Annotated in this window: 15 protein-coding genes; 9 read left to right on the forward strand and 6 right to left on the reverse strand. The window is 70.0% G+C overall.

Annotated elements, in window-relative coordinates; all coding sequences use genetic code 11:
- Window positions 1-126 precede the first annotated feature (126 nt).
- The gene (glnE, locus tag T336_RS0107985; RefSeq protein WP_019703439.1) at window positions 127-2,883 is read right to left on the reverse strand and encodes a bifunctional [glutamate--ammonia ligase]-adenylyl-L-tyrosine phosphorylase/[glutamate--ammonia-ligase] adenylyltransferase; all 2,757 of its coding nucleotides are present in this window, start codon (window positions 2,881-2,883) and stop codon (window positions 127-129) included.
- A 101-nt stretch (window positions 2,884-2,984) separates the two neighbouring features.
- Between glnE and T336_RS0107990 the strand changes: the two genes are divergently transcribed.
- Genes T336_RS0107990 through T336_RS0108005 form a run of 4 tightly spaced genes read left to right on the forward strand, consistent with a single transcriptional unit; the run spans window position 2,985 to window position 10,828 of the window.
- Window positions 2,985-7,235, forward strand: coding sequence for a YhdP family protein (locus T336_RS0107990; protein ID WP_026432145.1), 4,251 nt, complete (start codon window positions 2,985-2,987; stop codon window positions 7,233-7,235).
- The gene (locus tag T336_RS0107995; protein WP_035225470.1) at window positions 7,235-8,050 is read left to right on the forward strand and encodes a carbon-nitrogen hydrolase family protein; all 816 of its coding nucleotides are present in this window, start codon (window positions 7,235-7,237) and stop codon (window positions 8,048-8,050) included. Before T336_RS0107990 ends, T336_RS0107995 begins: the two co-directional genes overlap by 1 nt.
- Window positions 8,051-8,057: 7 nt before the next feature.
- On the forward strand, window positions 8,058-10,199 hold the full coding sequence (locus T336_RS24905; RefSeq protein ID WP_404821584.1) for an ATP-binding protein: 2,142 nt from the start codon (window positions 8,058-8,060) through the stop codon (window positions 10,197-10,199).
- Window positions 10,199-10,828 carry a response regulator transcription factor gene (locus T336_RS0108005; protein ID WP_013596932.1) on the forward strand — a complete coding sequence of 210 codons (630 nt, stop codon included), beginning with the start codon at window positions 10,199-10,201 and terminating at the stop codon, window positions 10,826-10,828. The genes T336_RS24905 and T336_RS0108005 overlap by 1 nt, the downstream gene beginning before the upstream one ends.
- Window positions 10,829-10,846: 18 nt before the next feature.
- Here the strand turns inward: T336_RS0108005 and T336_RS0108010 are convergent, their stop codons facing one another.
- Together T336_RS0108010 and T336_RS27495 are read right to left on the reverse strand one after the other, a co-directional pair.
- A complete protein-coding gene (locus tag T336_RS0108010) occupies window positions 10,847-11,500 on the reverse strand; it encodes a YiaD family glycine zipper/OmpA-like lipoprotein (RefSeq protein WP_019703436.1) in 654 nt (217 codons plus the stop codon).
- Between the two features lie 151 nt (window positions 11,501-11,651).
- Complete coding sequence (locus T336_RS27495; RefSeq protein WP_258165697.1) at window positions 11,652-11,786, reverse strand: hypothetical protein; 135 nt, start codon at window positions 11,784-11,786, stop codon at window positions 11,652-11,654.
- On the opposite strand from T336_RS27495, the gene mltA reads away from it, so the two are divergent.
- The 3 genes from mltA (at window position 11,785) to T336_RS0108025 (ending at window position 14,901) form a co-directional block, all read left to right on the forward strand.
- Complete coding sequence (gene mltA / locus T336_RS0108015; RefSeq protein WP_244883899.1) at window positions 11,785-12,954, forward strand: murein transglycosylase A; 1,170 nt, start codon at window positions 11,785-11,787, stop codon at window positions 12,952-12,954. The genes T336_RS27495 and mltA overlap by 2 nt on opposite strands.
- A gap of 207 nt (window positions 12,955-13,161) precedes the next feature.
- Window positions 13,162-13,593 carry a DUF8788 domain-containing protein gene (locus T336_RS0108020; RefSeq protein ID WP_026432149.1) on the forward strand — a complete coding sequence of 144 codons (432 nt, stop codon included), beginning with the start codon at window positions 13,162-13,164 and terminating at the stop codon, window positions 13,591-13,593.
- Between the two features lie 258 nt (window positions 13,594-13,851).
- The gene (locus tag T336_RS0108025) at window positions 13,852-14,901 is read left to right on the forward strand and encodes a hypothetical protein (protein WP_244883900.1); all 1,050 of its coding nucleotides are present in this window, start codon (window positions 13,852-13,854) and stop codon (window positions 14,899-14,901) included.
- Window positions 14,902-14,935: 34 nt separating this feature from the next.
- Here T336_RS0108025 and T336_RS0108030 read toward each other — a convergent pair whose 3' ends face one another.
- From T336_RS0108030 to T336_RS0108040, 3 genes are all read right to left on the reverse strand, one after another.
- Entirely contained in the window at window positions 14,936-16,660 is a 1,725-nt protein-coding gene (locus T336_RS0108030) for an MFS transporter (RefSeq protein ID WP_026432151.1), read from the reverse strand.
- Window positions 16,661-16,817: 157 nt separating this feature from the next.
- The gene (locus T336_RS0108035) at window positions 16,818-17,384 is read right to left on the reverse strand and encodes a hypothetical protein (protein ID WP_026432152.1); all 567 of its coding nucleotides are present in this window, start codon (window positions 17,382-17,384) and stop codon (window positions 16,818-16,820) included.
- Entirely contained in the window at window positions 17,381-17,857 is a 477-nt protein-coding gene (locus T336_RS0108040; RefSeq protein WP_013596925.1) for an Lrp/AsnC family transcriptional regulator, read from the reverse strand. The genes T336_RS0108035 and T336_RS0108040 overlap by 4 nt, the downstream gene beginning before the upstream one ends.
- A 177-nt stretch (window positions 17,858-18,034) precedes the next feature.
- Here T336_RS0108040 and T336_RS26570 point away from each other — a divergent pair, with 177 nt between their 5' ends.
- The gene (locus tag T336_RS26570; protein WP_156957816.1) at window positions 18,035-18,190 is read left to right on the forward strand and encodes a hypothetical protein; all 156 of its coding nucleotides are present in this window, start codon (window positions 18,035-18,037) and stop codon (window positions 18,188-18,190) included.
- Window positions 18,190-21,765, forward strand: coding sequence for an indolepyruvate ferredoxin oxidoreductase family protein (locus T336_RS0108045; RefSeq protein WP_026432153.1), 3,576 nt, complete (start codon window positions 18,190-18,192; stop codon window positions 21,763-21,765). The genes T336_RS26570 and T336_RS0108045 overlap by 1 nt, the downstream gene beginning before the upstream one ends.
- The last annotated feature ends 10 nt before the right edge of the window (window positions 21,766-21,775 follow it).

Consider the following 21,775-nt stretch of genomic DNA (forward strand, 5'->3'; position numbering starts at 1 on the left):
CCAAAAAGCTCCCCCGCATCAATGCCCGCCCATTTATGGCTTGGATAAGGGGAGTCCCCCACTTTGCTTCGGGAAAGATGCGAAATGCAGCGGGGGGTGGAGGCGGCTTTGCGCCGCCGCGGGGCATCACGTCGTGGTCGTGTCGCCGAACACAGCGCGCCACAGCGCCATCACGGCCTCGCGCTCGGCGTGCAGGGTGGAGGGCGCCACGCGCGTGGGCTCTTCGTTGAGCCGCGCGCGGTGCTGCACCTGGCGCAGTGTCCGGTAGGCCGACGCGGCGGCCGCGCCCACTCCCGCGGGCAGCAGGCCGGCGGCCTCCGCGCGCTGCAGCAGGGCGATGTTGCCGACGTTGTCGCACAGCCCCGGGTGCTCGCCCGCGTGCGCCAGAACGAGGTACTGCACGGCGAATTCCGCATCCACCATGCCGCCCACGCTGTGCTTCACGTCGAACTGCCCTGGGGGCACCGGATGCGCGGCACGCACGCGCTCGCGCATGGCAACGATTTCCGCGTGCAGGCCGGCGGCGTCGCGCGGGGCCGTGATGACGGCCGTGCGCACGGCGTCGAAGCGGTCGCGCAGCGCATCGCTGCCGAGCACGAAGCGCGCGCGCGTCATGGCCTGGTGTTCCCAGGTCCAGGCGGTGTTGCTGCCGCGGCGCTGCTGGTAGTTGGCATAGGCCTCGAAGCTCGTGACCAGCAGGCCCGAACTGCCGTTGGGCCGCAGGGCGGTGTCGATCTCGTAGAGGTCGCCTTCGCCGGTCTTCACCGTGAGCCAGTTGATGAGCTTGCGCGCGAAGGCGGCATAGATCTCGGGGGCGCGGTCATCGTCGTCGTCGAACACGAAGACGATGTCCAGGTCGCTGCCGTAGCCCAGTTCCTTTCCGCCGAGCTTGCCGTAGCCGATGATGCCGAACTGCGGCACGTCGCGGTGCCGGTTGCGCAGCCGGTCCCAGCACCACGCGGCGGTCACGCGCAGCACGCAGTCGGCCAGGGCCGACAGATCGTCGGCCACCTGTTCCACGGTGATGCGGCGCTCCACGTCGCGCGCGAGGGTGCGGAAAGTCTCCGCATGCTGGGCGCGGCGCAGCAGGTTGAGCAATGCCTCGTCGTCGTCCTCGCCGGTGGAGCGCAGCGAGCCGATGCGCAGCTCCATTTCGTGCTCGAAATCCGCCGGGACGAAGCGCTCGGACAGCAGCGCGTCCCCGGCCAGTTCGTCGATCACGCCAGGATGCTGGAGCATGTAGCGCGCTGGCCACTGGGCGGCGCCCAGGAGGTGCATCAGGTGCTCGTGCACCGACGGTCGCTCCAGCAGCAGTGCGAGATAGCTCTCCCGGCGCAGCAGCGGCTCCAGCCAGGCGACGAGCCGTACTGCGGCGTCCTCGTTCACCCGGCCTTCGGCCAGCCAGCGTGCCGTGCGCTGCACCAGTCGCAGCAGCCGGGCGCGGGCTTCATCGCGCAGCGCGGCCACGCGCGGATGGTCACGCCATTCGGCCACGCGTTCGCGCACTTTCGGGGGGAGTTGTTCCAGCAGCGCGTCGAATTCGGGCACCGGTGCCGATTGCGCGCGCGGTCCGCCGCAACCGCCTCCACTGCACTGGCGCTTGCCGGGGCCGCCCAGCAGCGTGTCGAACTCCTGCGCCACCAGTTCGCGGTGCGCGTCGAGCTGGTGCAGGAAGGCGCAGCAACCGAGCCCCAGCGTGCTGGCGATCCAGGCGAGGTCGTCGTCGCGCGTGGGCAGCACGTGGGTCTGCTGGTCGTCCAGGTACTGGATGCGGTGCTCCACGCGGCGCAGGAAGGTATAGGCCTCGGCCAGCGCATCGGCCGTCTCCTGCGGCATGAGGCCGGCGCGCGCGAGGCGCTGCAGGGCTTCCAGCGTGGGGCGGCAGCGCAGCTCGGGGAATTGCCCGCCGCGCACCACCTGCAGCAGCTGCACGGTGAATTCGATCTCGCGGATGCCTCCGCGCGAGAGCTTGACGTCGTTGGCCCGTTCGGGGTGGCCCGCACTGCGCTTCGCGGCATGGTCGCGGATCTGCCGGTGCAGCGAGCGCAGCGAATCGAACACGCTGTAGTCGAGGTAACGGCGGAAGACGAACGGCAGCACCACCGCGCGCAGGCCCTGCACGGCCGGATGGCCCAGGCCGTCGCGCGGCGCCACGATGCGGCTCTTGAGCCAGGCGAAGCGCTCCCATTCGCGCCCCTGCACCTGCAGGTATTCCTCCAGGGCGGCGAGCGAGACGGCGGGCGGGCCGGAGTTGCCGTTGGGGCGCAGGGCCAGGTCCATGCGGAAGACGAAGCCGTGCTCGGTGGTTTCCCCCACCAGGGCGTGGATGGCCTTCACGGCCCGCCCGAAGTATTCCTGGTGGGAGAGGCGGCCGCGGCCGCCGTCCACCCCGGCGGTCTCGCCCTCGTGCTCATAGACGTAGATCACGTCGATGTCGCTGGACACGTTCAGTTCGCGCGCACCCAGCTTGCCCATGCCGACGATCCAGAGCGCCACCGGCCCGCCATCCGGGCCCTGCGGCGGGCCATGGCGGGCGTCCAGCTCCTGGCGCGCGTGGCGCAGGGCTTCGTCGAGCGCGAGTTCCGCGAGTTCGGTCGTGGCCCGGGTGATGTCGGACAGCGGCGCGCCTTCCTCGCAGTCCAGCCGGATCAGCCGCTCCATGACCAGCTGCCGCAGCACGCGCAGGGCGGCGCCCGTGTCGTGCCCGAGCGCGCGCAGGGCCTGCAGGGCCTCGGCCATGGTCTGGCGGGTGGGGGCGCCCGGCGGCAGCAGCGCGGTTTCGCCGGCATAGCGGCGCTGCAGCCGCTGGTGGAATCGGGAATGGGCGGCCCCGGCGGCATGCGCCGCGGAGGCGCCGCCGGGCTCAGCGAACGGTGTGGACATATGGCAAGGAAGAGGCACTGAAACTGTACATACCGACACCCTTTGGGGCTGAACCCGCACAGCGGGCGCGGGTCATAATTCCTGCCACATCCAAGCCCACCATGATTGAGACGACACCGCACCCCTCCCGCCTGCTCCGATGCATGGCGGGCCTTGCGCGGTGGTCACTGGGACTGCTGGTCGCCTTCTGGCTGCTGGTCGCCGTGGCCTGGGGGGTGCTCCACGGCTGGATTGTGCCGCGAATCGGAGAGTGGCGCCCCGCGCTGGAAGCCCAGGCCACGAAAGCCTTGGGGGTACCCGTGCGCATCGGGGCGCTGTCGGCGCGCTCGGAAGGCCTGGTGCCGGCCATCGAACTGACCGACGTGGCCCTGCTCGATCCGCAGGGCCGCGAAGCCCTGCGCCTGCCGCGGGTGGTGGCGGCGCTCTCGCCGCGCTCCGCGCTGCGCCTGGGATTCGAGCAGCTGTACATCGAGCGGCCCGAACTGGACGTGCGCCGCGAAGCCGACGGCCAGCTGGTGGTGGGCGGCATGCGGTTGCATGGCGGGGCGGGCTCCGGCGACGGCGGCTCGGCCGCCGACTGGGTGTTCTCGCAGGGCGAGGTGGCGCTGCGCGGCGGCACGGTGCGCTGGACGGACGCGATGCGCGGAGCGCCTCCGCTGGAGCTGTCCGACGTGGACATCGTGCTGCGCAACCGGGGCTGGCGGCATGTCATGCGACTGGACGCCACGCCGCCCCCGTCCTGGGGCGACCGGTTCACGTTGATGGGCCGCTTCCGGCAGCCGCTGCTCACCACCCATGGCGGCGCCTGGAGGCAATGGAGCGGACAGTTGTTCGCGCAGTTCGGCCGGGTGGATGTCTCCCGCCTGCGCCAGCATGCGGACATCGAGGGCATCGATGTGGTGCGGGGCCGCGGTGCCCTGCGCGCCTGGCTGGACGTGCGGCGCGGCGAGGTGGCCGGCGGCACGGCGGACGTGGCGCTGGCCGACGTGGAGGCCACGCTGGGAAAGGGCCTGGAGCCCCTGGCACTGGCTTCGGTCGCGGGCCGCGTGGGTGGTCGCTGGCTGGAAGGCGGCTTCGAGGCGTCCACCGAGGGACTGCAGTTCCTGACCCGCGACGGCCTGCGCTGGCCTGGCGGGAACGTGTCCATGCGGCAGGCCGGCAGGGATCCGCGTGCGCCTGAGCGCGAGCAGGGCGAGTTGCGCGCTGACCGGCTCGACCTGGCGGCGCTGGCCCAGGTCGCCAGCCGCCTGCCGCTGGGCGACGCACTGCATGGGGCGCTCGACCGGTTCGGCCCGCGGGGCGTCGTGGAGGAGATCCAGGCGAGCTGGCGCGGTCCCCTGGATGCTCCCCGGCAGTACCAGGCCCGGGGCCGGGTCGCGGGCTTGGCGCTGGCCGATGGCGCGGCGGTGAAGACCTCGGGCGCGCCGGGCGTGCGGGGTGCCGCGGTGGATTTCGAGCTCACCCAGGCGGGCGGCAAGGCGTCCGTCGCGATCGAGGACGGCGCCCTGGTGCTGCCGGAGGTCTTCGAAGACCCCACCGTGCCGCTGGACCGGTTGTCCGCCAGCGTGCGCTGGCAGGTGGAGGGTGAGCGCATCGCACTGCAGGTGCCGGACCTCCAGTTCTCCAATGCCGATGCCCAGGGCGAGGCCCGCGTGGCCTGGACCACCGGCGACCCCAAGCGGTCCGCCAGCCGCTCCCGCTTCCCGGGAGTGCTGGACCTGAGCGGCGAGCTGCGCCGTGCCGACGGCACGCGCGTGCACCGCTACCTGCCGCTGGCCATACCCGCCGAAACCCGGCACTACGTGCGCGATGCGGTGACGGCCGGCACGGCGTCCAGCGTGCAGTTCCGCGTCAAGGGCGACCTGCACGACATCCCGTTCAACCATCCCGGCCAGGGGGAGTTCCACATCGCCGCCAAGCTCCGGGACGTGACCTATGCCTATGTGCCGCCGGGCCTGCAGCATGCGGGCGATCCGGTCTGGCCGGCGCTCACCCAGCTGTCGGGCGAGCTGGTGTTCGACCGCTCCAGCATGGCGGTGCGCGGGGCGACAGGCAGCTTCGCGGGCACGCCGCGGCTGCGCGTGGACCGGGTGGAAGCGCGCATTCCCGACCTCGCCCACAGCGTGGTGGGGGTGCAGGCCCAGGCACAGGGCCCGCTGGCCGACATGCTGGCCTTCATGGCGGCATCACCACTCTCGCGCCTCACCTCGCATGCCCTGGACCAGGCGACGGGCACCGGCAACGCCGGCCTGCAGTTGTCCCTGAGCCTGCCGATCAGCCACATCGACCAGTCGAAAGTGCAGGGCAGCCTGGCGTTCGCGGGCAACGATGTGCGCATCACGCCGGACGTGCCCGTCATCACCCGCACCCGGGGCGCGGTGCAGTTCAGCGACACCGGTTTCACCCTGGCGAACGTGCAGGGGCGGGCGCTGGGCGGCGACCTGCGGCTGGAGGGCGGCATGCGGTCCGCGGCATCCGGGACGAGTGCGCTGGAGTCCTCGGTGCAGGTGCGGGGCCAGGGCGTGGCCACCGCCGAGGGCCTGCGCGAGGCCGTGCAGTGGCCCGGGCTGCCCGAGCTGGCCCGCCATGCCACGGGCAGCGCCGCCTATGCGCTGGCCCTGGGCGTTCGCCGCGGCCTGCCCGAAGTGCTGGTGACGACCAATCTGCAGGGCATGGCGCTGGACCTGCCCGCACCCCTGGGCAAGACCGCCGATGCGGTCCGCCCGGTGCGGTACGAATCGCAGCTCGCCCGGGAATCGGCCGTGCCCGCGGATGCCGGCGCCGAGCCCCCGGTCCGCGAGCAGATGACGGTGGACATCGGCGGCATCGGTTCCGCGAGCTACGTCCTGGACCATTCCGGCCCGGTACCCCGCGTGCTGCGCGGCGCCATCGGCATCGGCCTCGCGCCCGGCGAGTCCGCCGTCATGCCGGAACGGGGGGTGTCGGCCAACGTGCATACCGATCTCCTGGACCTGGACGCCTGGCAGAACGTGCTGGGCCGGCAGGCGGCCGGCCCGGCGCCGGCCTCTGCGCCGGAGGCAGGCGCTTCCGCCGCTGCTGATACCGCTGCTGCTTCGGGCGGCAGCGCGCGCATGCCCGAAGGTGGCGCGCAGGAGTTCCTGCCCACCGTGCTGGCCGCGCGCGCCAAGACCCTGGTCCTGCAGGGACGCACGCTGCACGACGTCGTCGCGGGTGGTTCCCGCGAGGGCGCCACCTGGCGGGCCAACCTGGATGCCCGCGAGCTCAGCGGCTATGTGGAATACCGCGCGGACGGCGAGGGCGAGGAGTCCGGCGGGCGCGTGTTCGCCCGCCTGTCCCGGCTCTCAGTGCCCCAGAGCGAGGCCCAGCAGGTCGAGGAGTCGCTGCTGGACAGCCGCGCCGAAAGCACCACGATGCCGGCGCTGGACATCATCGTGCAGGATTTCGAGCTGCGTGGCCGCAGGCTCGGGCGCATCGAGGTGGAGGCGCAGAACCGCGGCGGCGCAGGCACTCCGCGGGAATGGCGGCTGTCGAAACTCAACCTCACGGTGCCGGAGGCCACGTTCACTTCCAGCGGCAACTGGGTGCTGCTGGGCAGCGGGGCCGCGGGTGCGCGCCGCCGCACCTCCATGGATTTCCGGCTCGACATCCGCGATTCCGGCCAGTTGCTGGCCCGCTTCGGCATGGAGGGCGTGGTGCGCCGCGGCAAGGGCCGGATGGAGGGGCAGGTCGCCTGGATGGGGGCCCCTCTCGACCCCGACTACCGTTCCATGTCGGGGCAGATCAACGTGAACGTGGAGTCGGGCCAGTTCCTCAAGGCCGACCCCGGCTTGGCGAAGCTGCTGGGGGTGCTGAGCCTGCAGTCGCTGCCGCGGCGCCTGACGCTCGACTTCCGCGACGTGTTCAGTGAAGGCTTCGCTTTCGACTTCGTGCGGGGCGACGTGCGCATCGAGCAGGGCGTGGCCACCACCAACAACCTGCAGATGAAGGGCGTGAACGCCGCGGTGCTCATGGAGGGCAGCGCCGACCTGGACCATGAAACCCAGAACCTCCATGTCGTGGTGGTGCCCGAGATCAACGCCATGACGGCATCGCTCGTGGCGACGGCCATCAATCCCGTGGTGGGGCTCGGAAGCTTCCTGGCACAGGTGTTCCTGCGGGGGCCGCTCATCCAGGCGGCCACGCAGGAGTTCCGCATCGACGGTACCTGGACCGACCCGCGCATCGTGCGCGTGCCGCGGCGCCGCGCGGGGGCGGAGCCGCCCGCCGCCGCATCCCCGGAAGAGGCCGCCGCTCCGGCTTCGGGGCCGGCTTCCGCAGTTTCCCAGCGCAAGGCGCCCGCATCCAAGGGCGCAGAGGAGAAAGAGCCATGATGAACGCCGCCGCACTGCAGATGGTTTCCGGCCTCCAGGTGCAGGACAACCTCCGGCAGGCCCGCCGCCTGCTGGAGGATGCCGCTGCCCGGGGCGTCGAGCTGGCGGCCCTGCCCGAATATTTCTGCGCCATGGGCGCCCGCGATACCGACAAGCTGGCATTGCGCGAAACCTTCGGCGAAGGGGTGATCCAGGGGTTCCTCGCGCAGGCGGCGCGGGAGCTGGGGATGTGGATCGTCGGCGGCACGCTGCCCATGCGCTGCGGCAGCGAGCACCACGTGCGCAACACGACCCTGGTGTTCTCGCCCGCGGGCGAGTGCGTGGCGCGCTACGACAAGATCCACCTGTTCCGGTTCGACAACGGGCGCGAGCGCTTCGACGAGGCCGCCGTCATCGAGGCCGGCGGCACGCCCGCGCGCTTCACCATGACGGCCCGCGACGGCTCCACGTGGCGCGTGGGGCTGTCGGTGTGCTACGACCTGCGCTTTCCCGAGCTCTACCGCGATCACGCGCGTGCGGGCGCGGACGTGCTGCTGGTGCCCAGCGCCTTCACCCACACGACGGGCCAGGCCCACTGGGAGGTGCTGCTGCGCGCCCGCGCGGTGGAGAACCTCGCCTACGTGGTCGCGCCGGCGCAGGGCGGCACGCACGAGAACGGCCGGCGTACCTGGGGCCACAGCATGGTGGTGGACCCGTGGGGGCAGGTGCTGGCGCAGCAGCCCGAAGGCCCTGCCGTGGTGGCGGCACCGCTCGACGAGAACCGCCTGCGGCAGGTGCGCGCCCAGCTGCCTGCGCTGGACCACCGCGTCCTGTGAATACGCCGTGAGCACTGCCCCGACGCCTGAGGCCGGCGCCGACGCCGCCGGGCCCACGCCGCTGCAGCCGCCGGCGGCGGGCGCGCTGGCGCGCTGGCCCTGGCGCCGGTGGCACATCGCATGGCGGCGCTGGTCGCTCTGGACCGCGCTCGTGCTGCTCGTGGCCGGCATGCTGGTCACGCAGGTGTGGCTGGCAGGGCGCTACGAAGCCTCCGAAGTGCAGAACCGCCTCGACCGCGACGCTGCCGACGCCGTGGCCGACATCCGCACGGGCTTCACCCACAACCTGCAGAACCTCCAGGCGCTGCAGGCGGGCGGCCCCGACAGCGCCAGCTGGGAGGCGCGCGCCGCCCAGCTCCTGGGCAGCCGCCGCGAACTGGTGCGCATCGAATGGCGGGACCCCGCCCTGCGCGTGCGGGCGCATGCCGAAACGCCCTACCGGCCCGTGCAGTGGGACGCGGAAACCCGCAGCGGCACGCACTCCAACACCGCCCTGGCCTGCGGCAATGCGCGGCGCGTGGGCGGACCCTCGTATTCGGGCAGCTACTACCAGCCGCTGGGCGAGGGCCGGGGCGCGGAAATGATGGAGCTGTGCATCCCCTTGACGAACGAAGGGGTCAACACCGGCTACCTGGTCGCCACGTACTCGCTGCAGAACGTGCTGGTGGAGATGGTGGTGCCGGGGCTCAAGCGCGGCCAGGAAGTGTCGTTCACCGAGGCCGACGGCACCCGGCTCGCCATGGTGGGCGCCAACCGGCGCGGCACGCGCATGTTCAGCACGCAGCAGCTCTTCGACCTGCCCGGCACGGCCCTCGTGCTGCGCATGGACAGCTGGCACAGCGCGCCCAGCGTGTTTCCCAACGTGCTCACGGCGGTGGTCACGGCCATGTCCATCGCGCTGATCACCGTGCTCGTGGTGCTGGTGCGCGACAACCGCCGGCGCCTGCGCGCCGAGCGCGACCTGGGCGATGCGCTCGCCTTCCGCAAGGCCATGGAGGATTCGCTCGTCACCGGACTGCGCGCCCGCGACCTCCAGGGACGCATCACCTACGTCAACCCCGCCTTCTGCGAAATGGTCGGCTTCTCCGCGCAGGAGCTGCTGGGCCAGGCCGACCGGCTGCCCTACTGGCCGCCGGAGTTCGCCGACGAGTACCTGCGGCGCCAGCGGGTCCGGCTGTCGGGGCAGCATCCTCCGCCGCGGGAGGGCTACGAATCCACGTTCATGCGCAAGGACGGCACGCGCTTTCCGGTACTGATCTTCGAGGCACCGCTGATCAATGCACAGGGCCTGCACACGGGCTGGATGAGCGCCTTTCTGGACGTGAGCGAACAGCGCCGCATCGAAGAGCTCTCGCGGGCCTCCCAGGAGCGCCTGCAGGCCACTGCGCGCCTGGCCACCGTGGGCGAGATGGCATCGCTGCTGAGCCATGAACTCAACCAGCCACTCGCAGCGATCGCCAGCTACGCCTCCGGGTCGATCAACCTGCTGGAATCGGCGGAAGCCGCGCCAGGTGTCCACGGCCCGGCGTCGTTCCTGCCGGACGTGCGGGTGGGCCTGCAGCGCATAGCGCAGCAGGCAGAGCGCGCCGGACGGGTGATCAAGAGCGTGCATGACTTCGTGCGCCGCCGCGACCAGACCCGCGAGCCCGTCGCCGCGGAAGACCTGCTGGACGCCGTGCTGCCCCTGATCCGCCTGCAGGCGCACAAGCTGCGCGTGCAGATCCGCATCGGCGTGGAGCCGCAACTGCCCCGGGTGCTCTGCGACCGCACCATGGTCGAGCAGGTGCTGCTCAATCTCGCGCGCAATTCCATGCAAGCCATGGACGAGCCCGGCACACCGCACCGCCTGCTGGAGCTGAGGGTGCGACGCGCGGCGTCCAATGCACAGAATGCGTGGCTCGAGTTCCAGGTGATCGACGCCGGCCCCGGCATCCCGGACGACGTGGGCGCCAAGCTGTTCACGCCGTTCTTCACCACCCGTGCGGAAGGCATGGGACTGGGGCTGAGCCTGTGCCGCACCGTGGTCGAGCAGCATGGCGGCTTCCTGGGCCACGCGCCGCATGCACCGCGTGGTACGGTATTCACCTTCACCCTGCCGGCCTGTCCTTCCGCCGGCGCCGAACCCGACACCGAACCCCGGAACGCCTGATGGAACCCGTCTCCAACGCCACCGTGTACATCGTGGACGACGACGCCGGCGTGCGCGAAGCGCTCGCCTGGCTGCTGCGATCGCGCCGCGTACCCAGCGAGTCCTTCGACAGTGCGGAGGCCTTCGAGGCCATGCTGGGCGACAGGCCCGTGCTGCGCCAGCCGTGCTGCCTGCTGCTGGACGTGCGCATGCCCGGCATGAGCGGGCTGGCGCTGTTCGACCGGCTGGCCGAGCGCGGGCTGATCGGGGCCCTGCCGGTGATCTTCCTCACCGGCCATGCCGATGTGCCCACGGCTGTGGCCACCGTGAAGCGCGGCGCCTTCGATTTCTGCGAGAAGCCTTTCTCGGACAACCTGCTGGTGGACCGCATCGAGCAGGCCCTGGCGCAATCCGCCCGGTACCTGGAAGAAGCGCACCAGCGCAACGACCTGCGGCACCGGCTCGCCGAACTCACGGAGCGCGAGAGCGACGTGATGCGCCTGGTGGTGGAAGGCCTGCCCAACAAGCTGATCGCGGACCAGCTAGACATCAGCGTGCGCACGGTGGAGGTCCACCGCGCGCGCGTTTTCGACAAGATGCAGGTCAAATCCGCCGTGGAGCTGGCGAACCTGCTGCGCTCGGCCGGTTGACCGGGCAGCAGGCAGGCGTCAGCCCTGGCGAGGGCGCTCGCCCACGTAGATCTCCACGCGGCGGTTGCGTGCGCGGCCGTCGGCCGTGTCGTTGGTGGCCACGGGTTCGCGCGCGCCCCGGCCTTCCACCTGGATGCGCGCCCCGCTCACGCCGCGGGAGGTGAGGTAGTTGCGCGTGCTGGTGGCCCGGTCGAGCGACAGCGGATTGTTGATGGAATCGTTGCCGGTGGAGTCGGTGTAGCCGACGATGCGCACCTCGGCATTGGGATTGTTGCGCAACCCTTCGGCGAAACGGTCCAGCACCGGGGCGAAGTTGGGCTGGATGTCGGAGCGGTTGGTCGCGAACGAGATGTCGCTGGGAATGTCGAGCTTGAGCTGGTTGTCCTGCGTCTGGGTGACCACCACGCCGGTGCCCTGCGTTACCTGCTGCATTTCCTGCTTCTGGCGCTCCATGTGCTGGGACCAGATGTAGGTGCCCAGGGCGCCCACGCCAGCGCCGATCAGCGCGCCGGTGCCGGCATTGCCGCCCGTCACGGCGCCCAGGACGGCGCCGCCGGCGGCACCCACGCCCGCGCCGGTGGCGGTGCGGCGCTGGGTATCGGTCATGTTGGCGCAGCCGCTGGCGAGCAGCACGGCAGCGGTGGCGGCGATGAGTGTGCGGGAAGTGCGCATGGAAGTTCTCCTGTTGTCGTTCGGTGGGACGCCATGGCCAGCCCGCAATGCAGCGGAGTGCGGCCGGCACGGCTGGCGCCTGGAGGCATTTTTCGCGTGCCCGAACCCATCCGTGACCCGGCGGAGGCCGCCTGCCCTTGCAGGCCCCGTCCTACTTTCCGTCGTCCGGCGGCCGGCTGTCCGGCGGGGGCAACTCGCCCCGCCGCCGCCCGGAGAACATGGTCCACCACACGATGGCGACCAGCACGGCGAGTGCCAGCAATGCTTCAAGCAAAATCAGCCCCATGAATCTCCGTCTCCTGCGCCTGGTGACAACGGCGCTGATTGTAGGAACGCTGGCTGCCTGTTCCACGCCGCCGCCCGTTCTGCCGCCGGCCACCACGCCTTCCGGCCCGCTCATCACCCTGCCTCCGGGCCCTGGCGTACCGCTGCCGCCGGAGCCGGGCGGGCCGCTTCCCCCCCCGATGGCGCAGCCCAAGAGCCGCTGGATCCCGGTGCACTGGTCCGAGTTGCCCGGGTTTTCCACCGACACGCTCTACGAGGCCTGGAACGCCTGGCTGCGCAGTTGCGAGCGCCCGCTGCCGGCCTTCGCGGCGCTGTGCCCCGAAATCCGCCGCCTCTCCATCGCCACGCCGGAAGAACAGCGCGAATGGATGGTGTCGCGCCTGCAACCCTACCGCATCGAGTCGCTGGACGGCAATGCGGACGGCATGCTCACCAGCTACTACGAGCCTTACCTCGACGCCAGCCGCACGCCGGGCAACGGTTTCACCGTGCCGCTGTACGGCCTGCCGGCAGGCTACGGCCAGCGCAAGCCCTGGTACACGCGCCAGCAGATCGACACCCTGCCCGAGGCCCAGGCCGCCCTGGCGGGCCGTGCCATCGCCTGGGTGCGCGACCCGGTCGAGGCGCTGGTGGTGCACATCCAGGGCTCGGGCCGCCTGCGCATCCAGGAGCCCGACGGATCGGTGCGCCTCGTGCGCGTGGCTTTCGCGGGCACCAACGACCAGCCCTACCAGAGCGTGGGCCGATGGCTGCTCGACCAGGGACTGGTGCGCGACGCGACCTGGCCCGGCATCCGCGCGTGGACGCTGCAGAACCCGCAGCGCGTGCCGGAGATGCTCTGGGCCAACCCGCGCTACGTGTTTTTCCGCGAGGAGCCGCTGCCGCCGCTGGACGCCGCCTTCGGCCCGCGCGGTGCGCAGGGCGTGCCGCTCACCCCGGGCCGCTCCATCGCCGTGGACCGGCAGAGCATTCCCTACGGCACCCCCGTCTGGCTGGCCTCTTCCGGCCCCACCGCACAGCTGCAGCGCCTGGTGCTGGCGCAGGACACCGGCTCGGCCATCCTGGGCGCCGTGCGGGCCGACTATTTCGCCGGTTGGGGCCAGGAGGCCGGCGACCTGGCGGGGCGGCTCAAGCAGGGGCTGCGGCTGTGGGCGCTTTGGCCGAGGTGAGCCGGGCGGCGCAGCAGAGCCTTCAGAACGTTTCAGGAGCTTTCAGCCGTCGCGAATGGCGCCACGGTTTTCCACGCAGCAGAATGAGGATGCCGATGCCGCCAGGCACGGGCCCGGCCAGGGACGGAAATGGCCGTTCCCTGGCTGGAAGCCTGCGCAGATGTCCTGCGCGGACTTTCAAAATCCATAAATCTGAGAGGGAAAGCTATGTCCAACATCAACGTTCTCGTGGCCATCAATGTCGGCAAGGCGCTGACCAGCATCGCTGCTGGAAACACCAATATCGGCAACTATGTCTACATGGTCGATTCGACCGGCCAGGCCAATAGCGGCCAGGGAGGCAACGAGCTCGTGACCACGGTCACGGTGGGCGATACCCTCATCTGGCAGGTCGTGTCCATCGACCCGTCCGAACAGGTCATCATTACCCAATTCACGGGCGATGCGATTGGTACAGGGGGCAGTCACATCGTGAATCCCGTTCAGTATCCTCAGTACAACCCTACCGGAAGCGTCTGGGGAGGCTACGTGACCGCCACGACGAATGGCGGCAAATCGCAGTACTCGCTTCAGTTGCTGCTCAACGGCCAGTCCCATGGCTGGTTCGATCCGTTCATCATTTCCAAGGCGCCGCAGTAAGCTGTTTGGCCACTGATCCGAGGGGGGTGGCCTGCGCTGCCTTCCTCGCTTCTTTCTCTGGTTGGGCAGCATGGGAGAAATGCAATGCATGGATTGATTCGCATCATGGCGTGCACCGGAGCCCTTCTGGCTTGTTCGGGGAGCGTTAGCGCACAGAGCGCCACAGGTCCTGTCCTCCGGCCGGACACCACAGGGCGCTTCATCCCCTTCGTCGCCCCCCTGGGCGAAGCGTCCCGGCCACCGAAACTGCAGTTCGAGGTGCGCACCCCGCCCGGCAGCACGCAACCCGCCGTCCGGAGCTTCGCCGTCACGATGGACACGGGCTCCACCGGGGTGGTGATCTCCGCGACCGATCTTCCCGGTTATTCCGACGATGAAGCGGGCCCGGCGGGCTGGGAGTTCCTGTCAAGCAGCAAGCGGCTGTGGGTGGGGCGCTGGGTGGTGCGCGACCTCCTGTTCCGCGCCGCGGAGGGCGAGGTCGTGGCCCGCGTGCCCGTCCTCGCGGTCCAGAAGGAAATGATCTGCCCCTGCTGGGACGAGAAAGCCAACCAGCCGGTCTGCGAGCAGCCCACGAAGACCACGGTCCGCCCCAAGGGGATCGTGTACATGGGCGTGGGGTTCGGGCGCGAACACGATGGCCAGCCGCAGGGCACGCCCGACAAGAATCCACTGCTCAACCTCGTCGCCATCGACGGCCGGCCCGTGCGTGAAGGCGAAGTGCATGCCGGCTACATCGTCACGAAATCCGGCGTGCACGCCGGGCTCACGCCGGCCAATGCCGCGGGCTTCGGGGCCACCAGGCTGCAGCCGGGCAGCCTGCTGGCCAACGGCCAGCCGGCATCCAGCGACCCGCGGGACTGGCAGCAGGCGTCCATGGCCGTGTCCGTGAATGGCCGGGCACCCGAGGCGGGATCGGTGCTCGTGGACACCGGCATCGCGCAGATGTACCTCACGGTGACCGACCCGGCGTCGTTGCCGACGCAGCAGATCCCCAACCCCAGCCGTCCGGGCCACACCAGCAACGGGCTGAAGGACGGCACGCCGGTGCAGGTGCTGTTCCCGGATGCGCGGGCGCCGGTGGCCCTGTATGCGTTCGACGCGGGCGGAGCCGGTGCGCCGCGGGCCGTGCTCGTCAACCGGCCATCGCGCTCCGCATGCCCCGCCGGCAACGCGGTCGCCCAGGGCCCGGCTGCGCAGGTGTTCGGTCGCCCCGCCTTCGTGAACACCGGCATGAACCTGCTGCAGCAGTACGACGTGCTGTTCGACGCCGAAGGGGGCTGGTTCGGCCTGCGGCCGCTGCAGCGGTGAGGAGGGGGGCTGGTGCGAAGCGGCGCCAGCCGGCTCAGCGCTCCAGCTCGACCAGGTAGCGCGTCACCACCGGCGGCGCATCGGCCACGTGGAATGCCAGCTTGCGGTCGCGCAGCGCCACATCCGAGGCGGTGACGCGGTCGAAGCGCCGCAGGTGTTCCGTCCAGGACTCGTCCACGATGCGCTCCACATAGCGGGCCGGATCGGCGATGTCGTGCTGCAGCTGCCAGTCGAGCGCGCCCTGGCGCAGGCGGCTGCGGCGGCTTTCCTGCATGGTGTCGCGGAATTCCGCGGCACGGGCCGGGTCGATCACGTATTCGATGGTCACCACCACGTGGCCCTGCTCGGGCGTCGTGGGGGCGGTGGGCACCTTGAAGGCGCGTGAGGGGCTGAGGTCCTCCTCCATCGAGCGATCCGCCACGGTGCGCTGCACCAGGGCCATGGCCGCGGCGCCGGTGAGCGCGGCGAGCGCCAGGCTCACGTGCACGCTGGTCACGGAGGCCACCTGCCCCCAAAAGGCCGCGCCCGCCGCCGTCGCGCCCATGATGGCCATCTGGTAGATCGACATGCCGCGCGCGCGCACCCAGTTCGGTAGCGCCAGCTGTGCCGACACGCTCAGCGAATTCGCCGTGGTGATCCAGGCCATGCCGCCCACCACCATCGCCGGCACGGCCACGTAGACATTCGGCGCGATCGCGACCACCGACGTGGCGAGCGCCTGCAGCAGCGCCCCGCGGCCCACGAGCGTGTCGCGCGGCATCGCCTGGCGCAGCCGCGGCAGGAACATCGCCGCCGCGATGGCCCCGGCGCCCATCGAGGCCAGCAGCAGCGTGAAGGTGCCCGCGCCGCCGCCCTCCAGGTCGCGCGCCACCAGCGGCAGCAGCGCGAGCAGGGCGGTGGCGTGCAGGAAGAAGATCGAGATGCGCCAGAGCACGGCGCGCATGCGCGGCGATTCGCGAACGAACTGCACGCCCACGCGCATCGCGCTGCCGAGCCGCTCGCGGCCCAGCGGATTGGGCACGTGCGTGCGCTTCCAGCGCATGATCGTGAAGCCCGCGATCACCGACAGCACGGCATTGAGCACGAACACCCAGGCGCTGCCCGCGCTCGCGATGATCGCGCCGGCCAGCAGCGGCCCGACGATGCGCGAGGCATTCATGGCCACGCCGTTGAGCGCCAGCGCCGCGGGCAGCTGCGCGCGGCTGACCAGTTCCGGCACGATGGCCGCGAACACCGGCCACCGCATCGCCAGCCCGATGCCGTTGGCAAAGGTCAGGCCCAGCAGCAGCGGCGCCGTCATGCCGCCTGCCAGGATCGCCAGGCACAGCACCAGCGCCACCGCGGCCACCCAGAACTGCGTGGCGATGAAGTAGCGCCGCCGGTCCAGGATGTCCGCCAGCGCGCCGCTGGGCAGTCCCAGCAGGAAGACGGGCAGCGTGGAGGCCGTCTGCACCAGCGCCACCAGCACGGGCGAGGTGGTGAGCGTCGTCATCAGCCATGCGGCCGCGACGTCGTTCATCCACATGCAGGTATTGGCCGCGAGCCAGGTGAGCCACAGCATGCGGAACACCGGCACCCCGAGCGGGGCGAGGGGAGAAAGCTCGGCACGCCGCGCGGCGTCCTGGCCGAGCTGCGCGGCGGCGGCGGCCTCGGCGGAGGCGGCTGTCCGGGCGGCGGGCGTGGCGGCCGGGTCTTCGATCAGGCGGCCAGGGGGCGGGAGCGTGGAGGAGGAACTGTCATGGGGCGGCTCGGGTGGCATGTCCTTCCGATTCTGCGGGAGTTAACGGCGATGCGCCATGGCTGATGCGTTCTTTCCACTCGCGCCCCAGGGCATGCGCGGGATGAGCGGCACGGAAAGCAAGCAGATCGGCGCTCCAACCACAAGCTGCCCTGGCATTGCCGGCGCAGCAAGCCCGTCACGGCAATACGAGCTCTTCGGCGTCTTCCCCGATCCCCAGCCGGGATTGCAGATCCGGACCCAGCCTCGACAGCGCCGGTCCTGCGCACGCATGGTGCGCCACCATGGCGCCGTCCTTACAGACCATCACTCCGTATTTTTCGCCCCAGCGGCCGAAGGCACTGTAGACCACATAGGCATAGGGCCCGCGATCGACGCGCAGATAGTTGCCCCCGCCTGCCGAGTACCAAAGCCGCTTGGCCTTGAATTGCTCACGCCAGTTGCTGCTGGCCGCCCTGTCGGGAACGTTGATCTCCAAGTTCCCGGGCTTGCCGAAGCGGTATTGCACATAGCCCCGTGGGGCCCCGGGCTTTTCAGAGGCACAGACGGCAACTGCTTGGTGATTCTCGATGGCGCATGCGAAAACGGGCTCTTCTCCCGATCGGCAGAGCGAAGTTCCGAGGTTTTGCGCTGCGGCAGCGTGGCCGGTAGCGATGGCGGTTACGCAGGCCACACGGCCTGCTGTCCAGATGAGTTTCCAGAAAGGATGCATAGCTTTGCTGCAATTATTCAAATGCATCGTCATCGCCGCAAATGCGCCAGCGGCAGTGCCCCTCCCGCCTTCACCTCCCCCAGCGAAAAGCTCGTGTGCATGTCCTTCACGTTCGGCAGGTTCAGCAGCACGCCACGGGCAAACTGCGAGAAGCTCTCCAGGTCGCGGGCCACCACCTGCAACTCGAACGTACCGGTGCCGCTGATGTAGTGGCAGGCCACCACTTCGGGGATCTTGGCGATGGCCTCTTCCATCTCGCGCGTGAGGCCGCCGGTGCTGCGGTCGGCATCCAGCCGCACGAAGGCCAGCACGCCCAGGCCGATCCGGTGGCGGTCTATCTCCGCGTGGTAGCCCTTGATGAAGCCAGCCTCCTCCAGGGCCCGCACACGCCGCCAGCATGGCGCGGCCGAGAGGCCCACGCGCTGCGCCAGCTCGGCATTCGTCAGCCGGGCATCCGCCTGCAGTTCCGCGAGGATGGCGATGTCGAATTTGTCGAGTTCTTCCATTTCGCTATTGTTTTCAGAAAGGATCTTTCTGAAACGAGGGTAAACACGGCACGAAAACGAAAGGACATATCCTGCGCTCCTACCTACACTGGCATGCAAAGCCCGCCCCACCGGGCGCGCCGCCCTGCCCGCGCCCACGAGGCCGCGGCACCCCCCGACGATGATGGAGAGACATTCATGAACGCCCCGCTGCCCGAGCACATTCGCCGCGCTCTCGAAACAGTAACGCTCGAGGACAACCCGCAACGCGGGTTGCAACACAATGACGCGGCGGGCGGCAACGCCGCACGCTGTGGATTTGGCGTCGAGCGTGTGTGCGAAGGAGGTGTGTGATGAACGCCCCGCTGCCTGAACATATTCGCCGCGCTCTCGAAACAGTAACGCTCGAGGACAAATACACGCTGCCGGAGGGCCGGGCCTTCATGAGCGGCGTGCAGGCCCTCGTGCGCCTGCCCATGCTGCAGCGCCAGCGCGACGCCATGGCCGGGCTCAACACCGCCGGCTTCATCAGCGGCTACCGGGGCTCTCCCCTGGGAGGCTACGACCAGGCGCTCTGGGCGGCCCGGAAGCACCTGGCGCAGAACCACATCGTCTTCCAGCCCGGTGTGAACGAGGAACTGGGCGCGACGGCCGTCTGGGGCACGCAGCAGCTGGATCTCTATCCCGACAAGAAGAAGTACGACGGGGTGTTCGGCATCTGGTACGGCAAGGGCCCCGGCGTGGACCGCTGCTCCGACGTGTTCAAGCACGCCAACATGGCCGGCACGGCGAGGCACGGTGGCGTGATCGCCATCGCGGGCGACGACCACATCAGCAAGAGCAGCACCGCGCCGCACCAGAGCGACCACATCTTCAAGGCCTGCGGGCTGCCGGTGTTCTTCCCGAGCAGCGTGCAGGAGATCCTGGACATGGGCCTGCATGCCTTCGCCATGAGCCGCTTCTCGGGCGTATGGTCGGGCATGAAGACCATCCAGGAAGTGGTCGAGTCGTCCAGCAGCATCTCGGTCGATCCGGACCGCGTGAACATCGTGCTGCCCGAGGATTTCGCGATGCCTCCCGGCGGCCTGCACATCCGCTGGCCCGATGCGCCGCTGGAGCAGGAAGCGCGCCTCATGGACTACAAGTGGTACGCGGCCCTCGCGTACATCCGCGCCAACCGGCTCAACTACAACGTCATCGAAGGGCCGCAGGACCGCTTCGGCATCATCGCCAGCGGCAAGGCCTACAACGACACCCGCCAGGCCCTGATCGACCTGGGCCTGGATGACGCCACCTGCCGGCAACTGGGCATCCGCGTGCACAAGGTCAACGTGGTCTGGCCGCTGGAGGCCACCATCACGCGCGATTTCGCCCAGGGCCTGCAGGAGATCCTGGTGGTGGAGGAGAAGCGCCAGGTCATCGAATACCAGCTCAAGGAAGAGCTCTACAACTGGCGCGCCGACGTGCGCCCCAACGTGCTGGGCAAGTTCGACGAGGTGGAGGGAGACAACTCCGGCGGCGAGTGGAGCATGGCCAACCCGAGCCAGAACTGGCTGCTGCGCCCGAAGGCCGACCTGACGCCCGCGATCATCGCGCGCGCCATCGCCAGGCGGCTGAAGAAGCTCGGCGTGTCCGACGACGTGGTGGCGCGCATGGACGCGCGCCTCTCCGTGATCGACGCACGCGAGCGCTCGCTCGCCGAGACCGCCGCCGACACGGGCGACCGCACGCCGTGGTTCTGCAGCGGCTGCCCGCACAACACCAGCACCCGCGTGCCCGAGGGCTCGCGCGCCGTGGCCGGCATCGGCTGCCACTACATGGTGAACTGGATGCCAGGCCGCAACACCTCCACCTTCACGCAGATGGGCGGCGAGGGCGTGACCTGGGTGGGCCAGCAGCCGTTCTCGCTGGACAAGCACGTCTTCGCCAACCTGGGCGACGGCACGTACTTCCACAGCGGCCTGCTCGCGATCCGCCAGAGCATCGCAGCCGGGACCAACATCACCTACAAGGTGCTCTACAACGACGCCGTGGCCATGACCGGCGGCCAGCAGGTGGGCGAGCGGCCCGAAGGCCACTCGGTGCTGCAGATCATGAACAGCTTGAAGGCCGAGGGCGTGGCCAGGCTGGTCATCGTGACGGACGAGCCCGCCAAGTACGACGGCGTGCCGCTCGCCGAGGGCGTGACGGTGCACCACCGCGACGAGCTGGACCGCATCCAGCGCGAGTTCCGCGAGGTCCCCGGCTGCACGGCCATCATCTACGACCAGACCTGCGCCACCGAGAAGCGCCGCCGCCGCAAGCGCGGCACGCTCGCCACGCCCGACAAGACCGTGGTCATCAACGAGCTGGTCTGCGAGGGCTGCGGGGATTGCTCCGTGCAGTCCAACTGCCTCTCGGTCGAGCCGCTGGAAACCGAGTTCGGCCGCAAGCGCCGCATCAACCAGAGCACCTGCAACAAGGACTACTCCTGCCTGAAGGGCTTCTGCCCGAGCTTCGTCACTGTCGAGGGCGGCACGCTCAGGAAGCCGAAGAAGGAGAAGAAGGGCGACCTGTCGGCGCTGCCGCCGCTGCCCGAGCCGGTGCTGCCCGCGGCCGAATCCGCCTGGGGCATCGTCGTGGCCGGCGTCGGCGGCACGGGGGTGATCACCATCGGTTCGCTGCTGGGCATGGCAGCGCACCTGGAGGGCAAGGGCGTCATCACGCAGGATGCCGCCGGCCTCGCCCAGAAGGGCGGAGCCACGTGGAGCCACGTGCAGATCGCCAACCGCCCCGAAGCCATCTACACGACCAAGGTCGATACCGCCAAGGCCGACCTCATCATCGGCTGCGACTCCATCGTCGCCTCCCTCAAGACCACCATGGCCGCGATGCAGCCGGGCCGCACCTTCGTGGCGCTGAACAACCATGGCTCGCCCACGGCATCCTTCGTGAACAACCCCGACTGGCAGTTCCCGGGCCAGCACTGCGATACGGCCATCGCCTCGGCCGTGGGCGATGAACTGCTGGGCAGCTTCGATGCCGAAGAGGTGGCCGTGCAACTGCTGGGCGACAGCATCTACACCAACCCCCTGATGCTGGGCTATGCGTGGCAGAAGGGCCGCGTGCCGCTGTCGCGCGCAGCGCTGATGCGCGCCATGGAACTCAACGGCGTGCAGGTCGATAACAACAAGGCTGCCTTCGAATGGGGCCGCCGCTGCGCGCACGACCTGGCCGGGGTACGCGCGCTGTTCCAGACGGCGCAGGTCATCCATTTCGCGAAAAAGCCCGCGCTCGCCGAGATCATCGCGCGCCGCGAGGAATTCCTCACGGGCTACCAGAACGCCGCCTACGCGGCCACCTACCGGGCCTTCGTGCAGAAGGTGCAGGAAGCCGAGTCGCGCTTCGGATCCGCCACCCGCCTCACCGAGGCGGTGGCGCGCTACCTCTTCAAGCTCATGGCCTACAAGGATGAATACGAGGTGGCCCGCCTGCACACCGACGGTGCCTTCGCTGGGAAGATCGCCGGCATGTTCGAGGGTGACTACCGCGTGGTGCACCACCTCGCGCCGCCGCTCACCGCGAAGAAGAACGAGCGCGGCGAACTGGTGAAGAAGGCCTATGGTCCGTGGATGCACAAGGCCTTCGGCGTGCTGGCGAAGATGAAGGGCCTGCGCGGCACGGCGCTCGACCCGTTTGGCCGCACCGAGGAGCGCCGCACCGAGCGCGCGCTGATCCAGGAATACCGCGCCTGCATCGAAGAGCTGCTGGCCGGGCTCACGGCGGAGAACCTGCCGCTGGCTGTGGAGATCGCGCGCATTCCCGAACAGATCCGCGGGTATGGCCACGTGAAGGAGCGGCACCTGGAAGCGGCCCGCAAGCAGTGGCAAGGACTGATGGCGCGCTGGCGCCTGGGCCCGGCCGGGGCGGCGCTGCGGCAGAGCGCCTGAGGAAGAGGCC

Origin of the sequence: Paracidovorax oryzae ATCC 19882, from assembly GCF_000687165.1 — a bacterium.
Classification (GTDB): domain Bacteria; phylum Pseudomonadota; class Gammaproteobacteria; order Burkholderiales; family Burkholderiaceae_C; genus Paracidovorax; species Paracidovorax oryzae.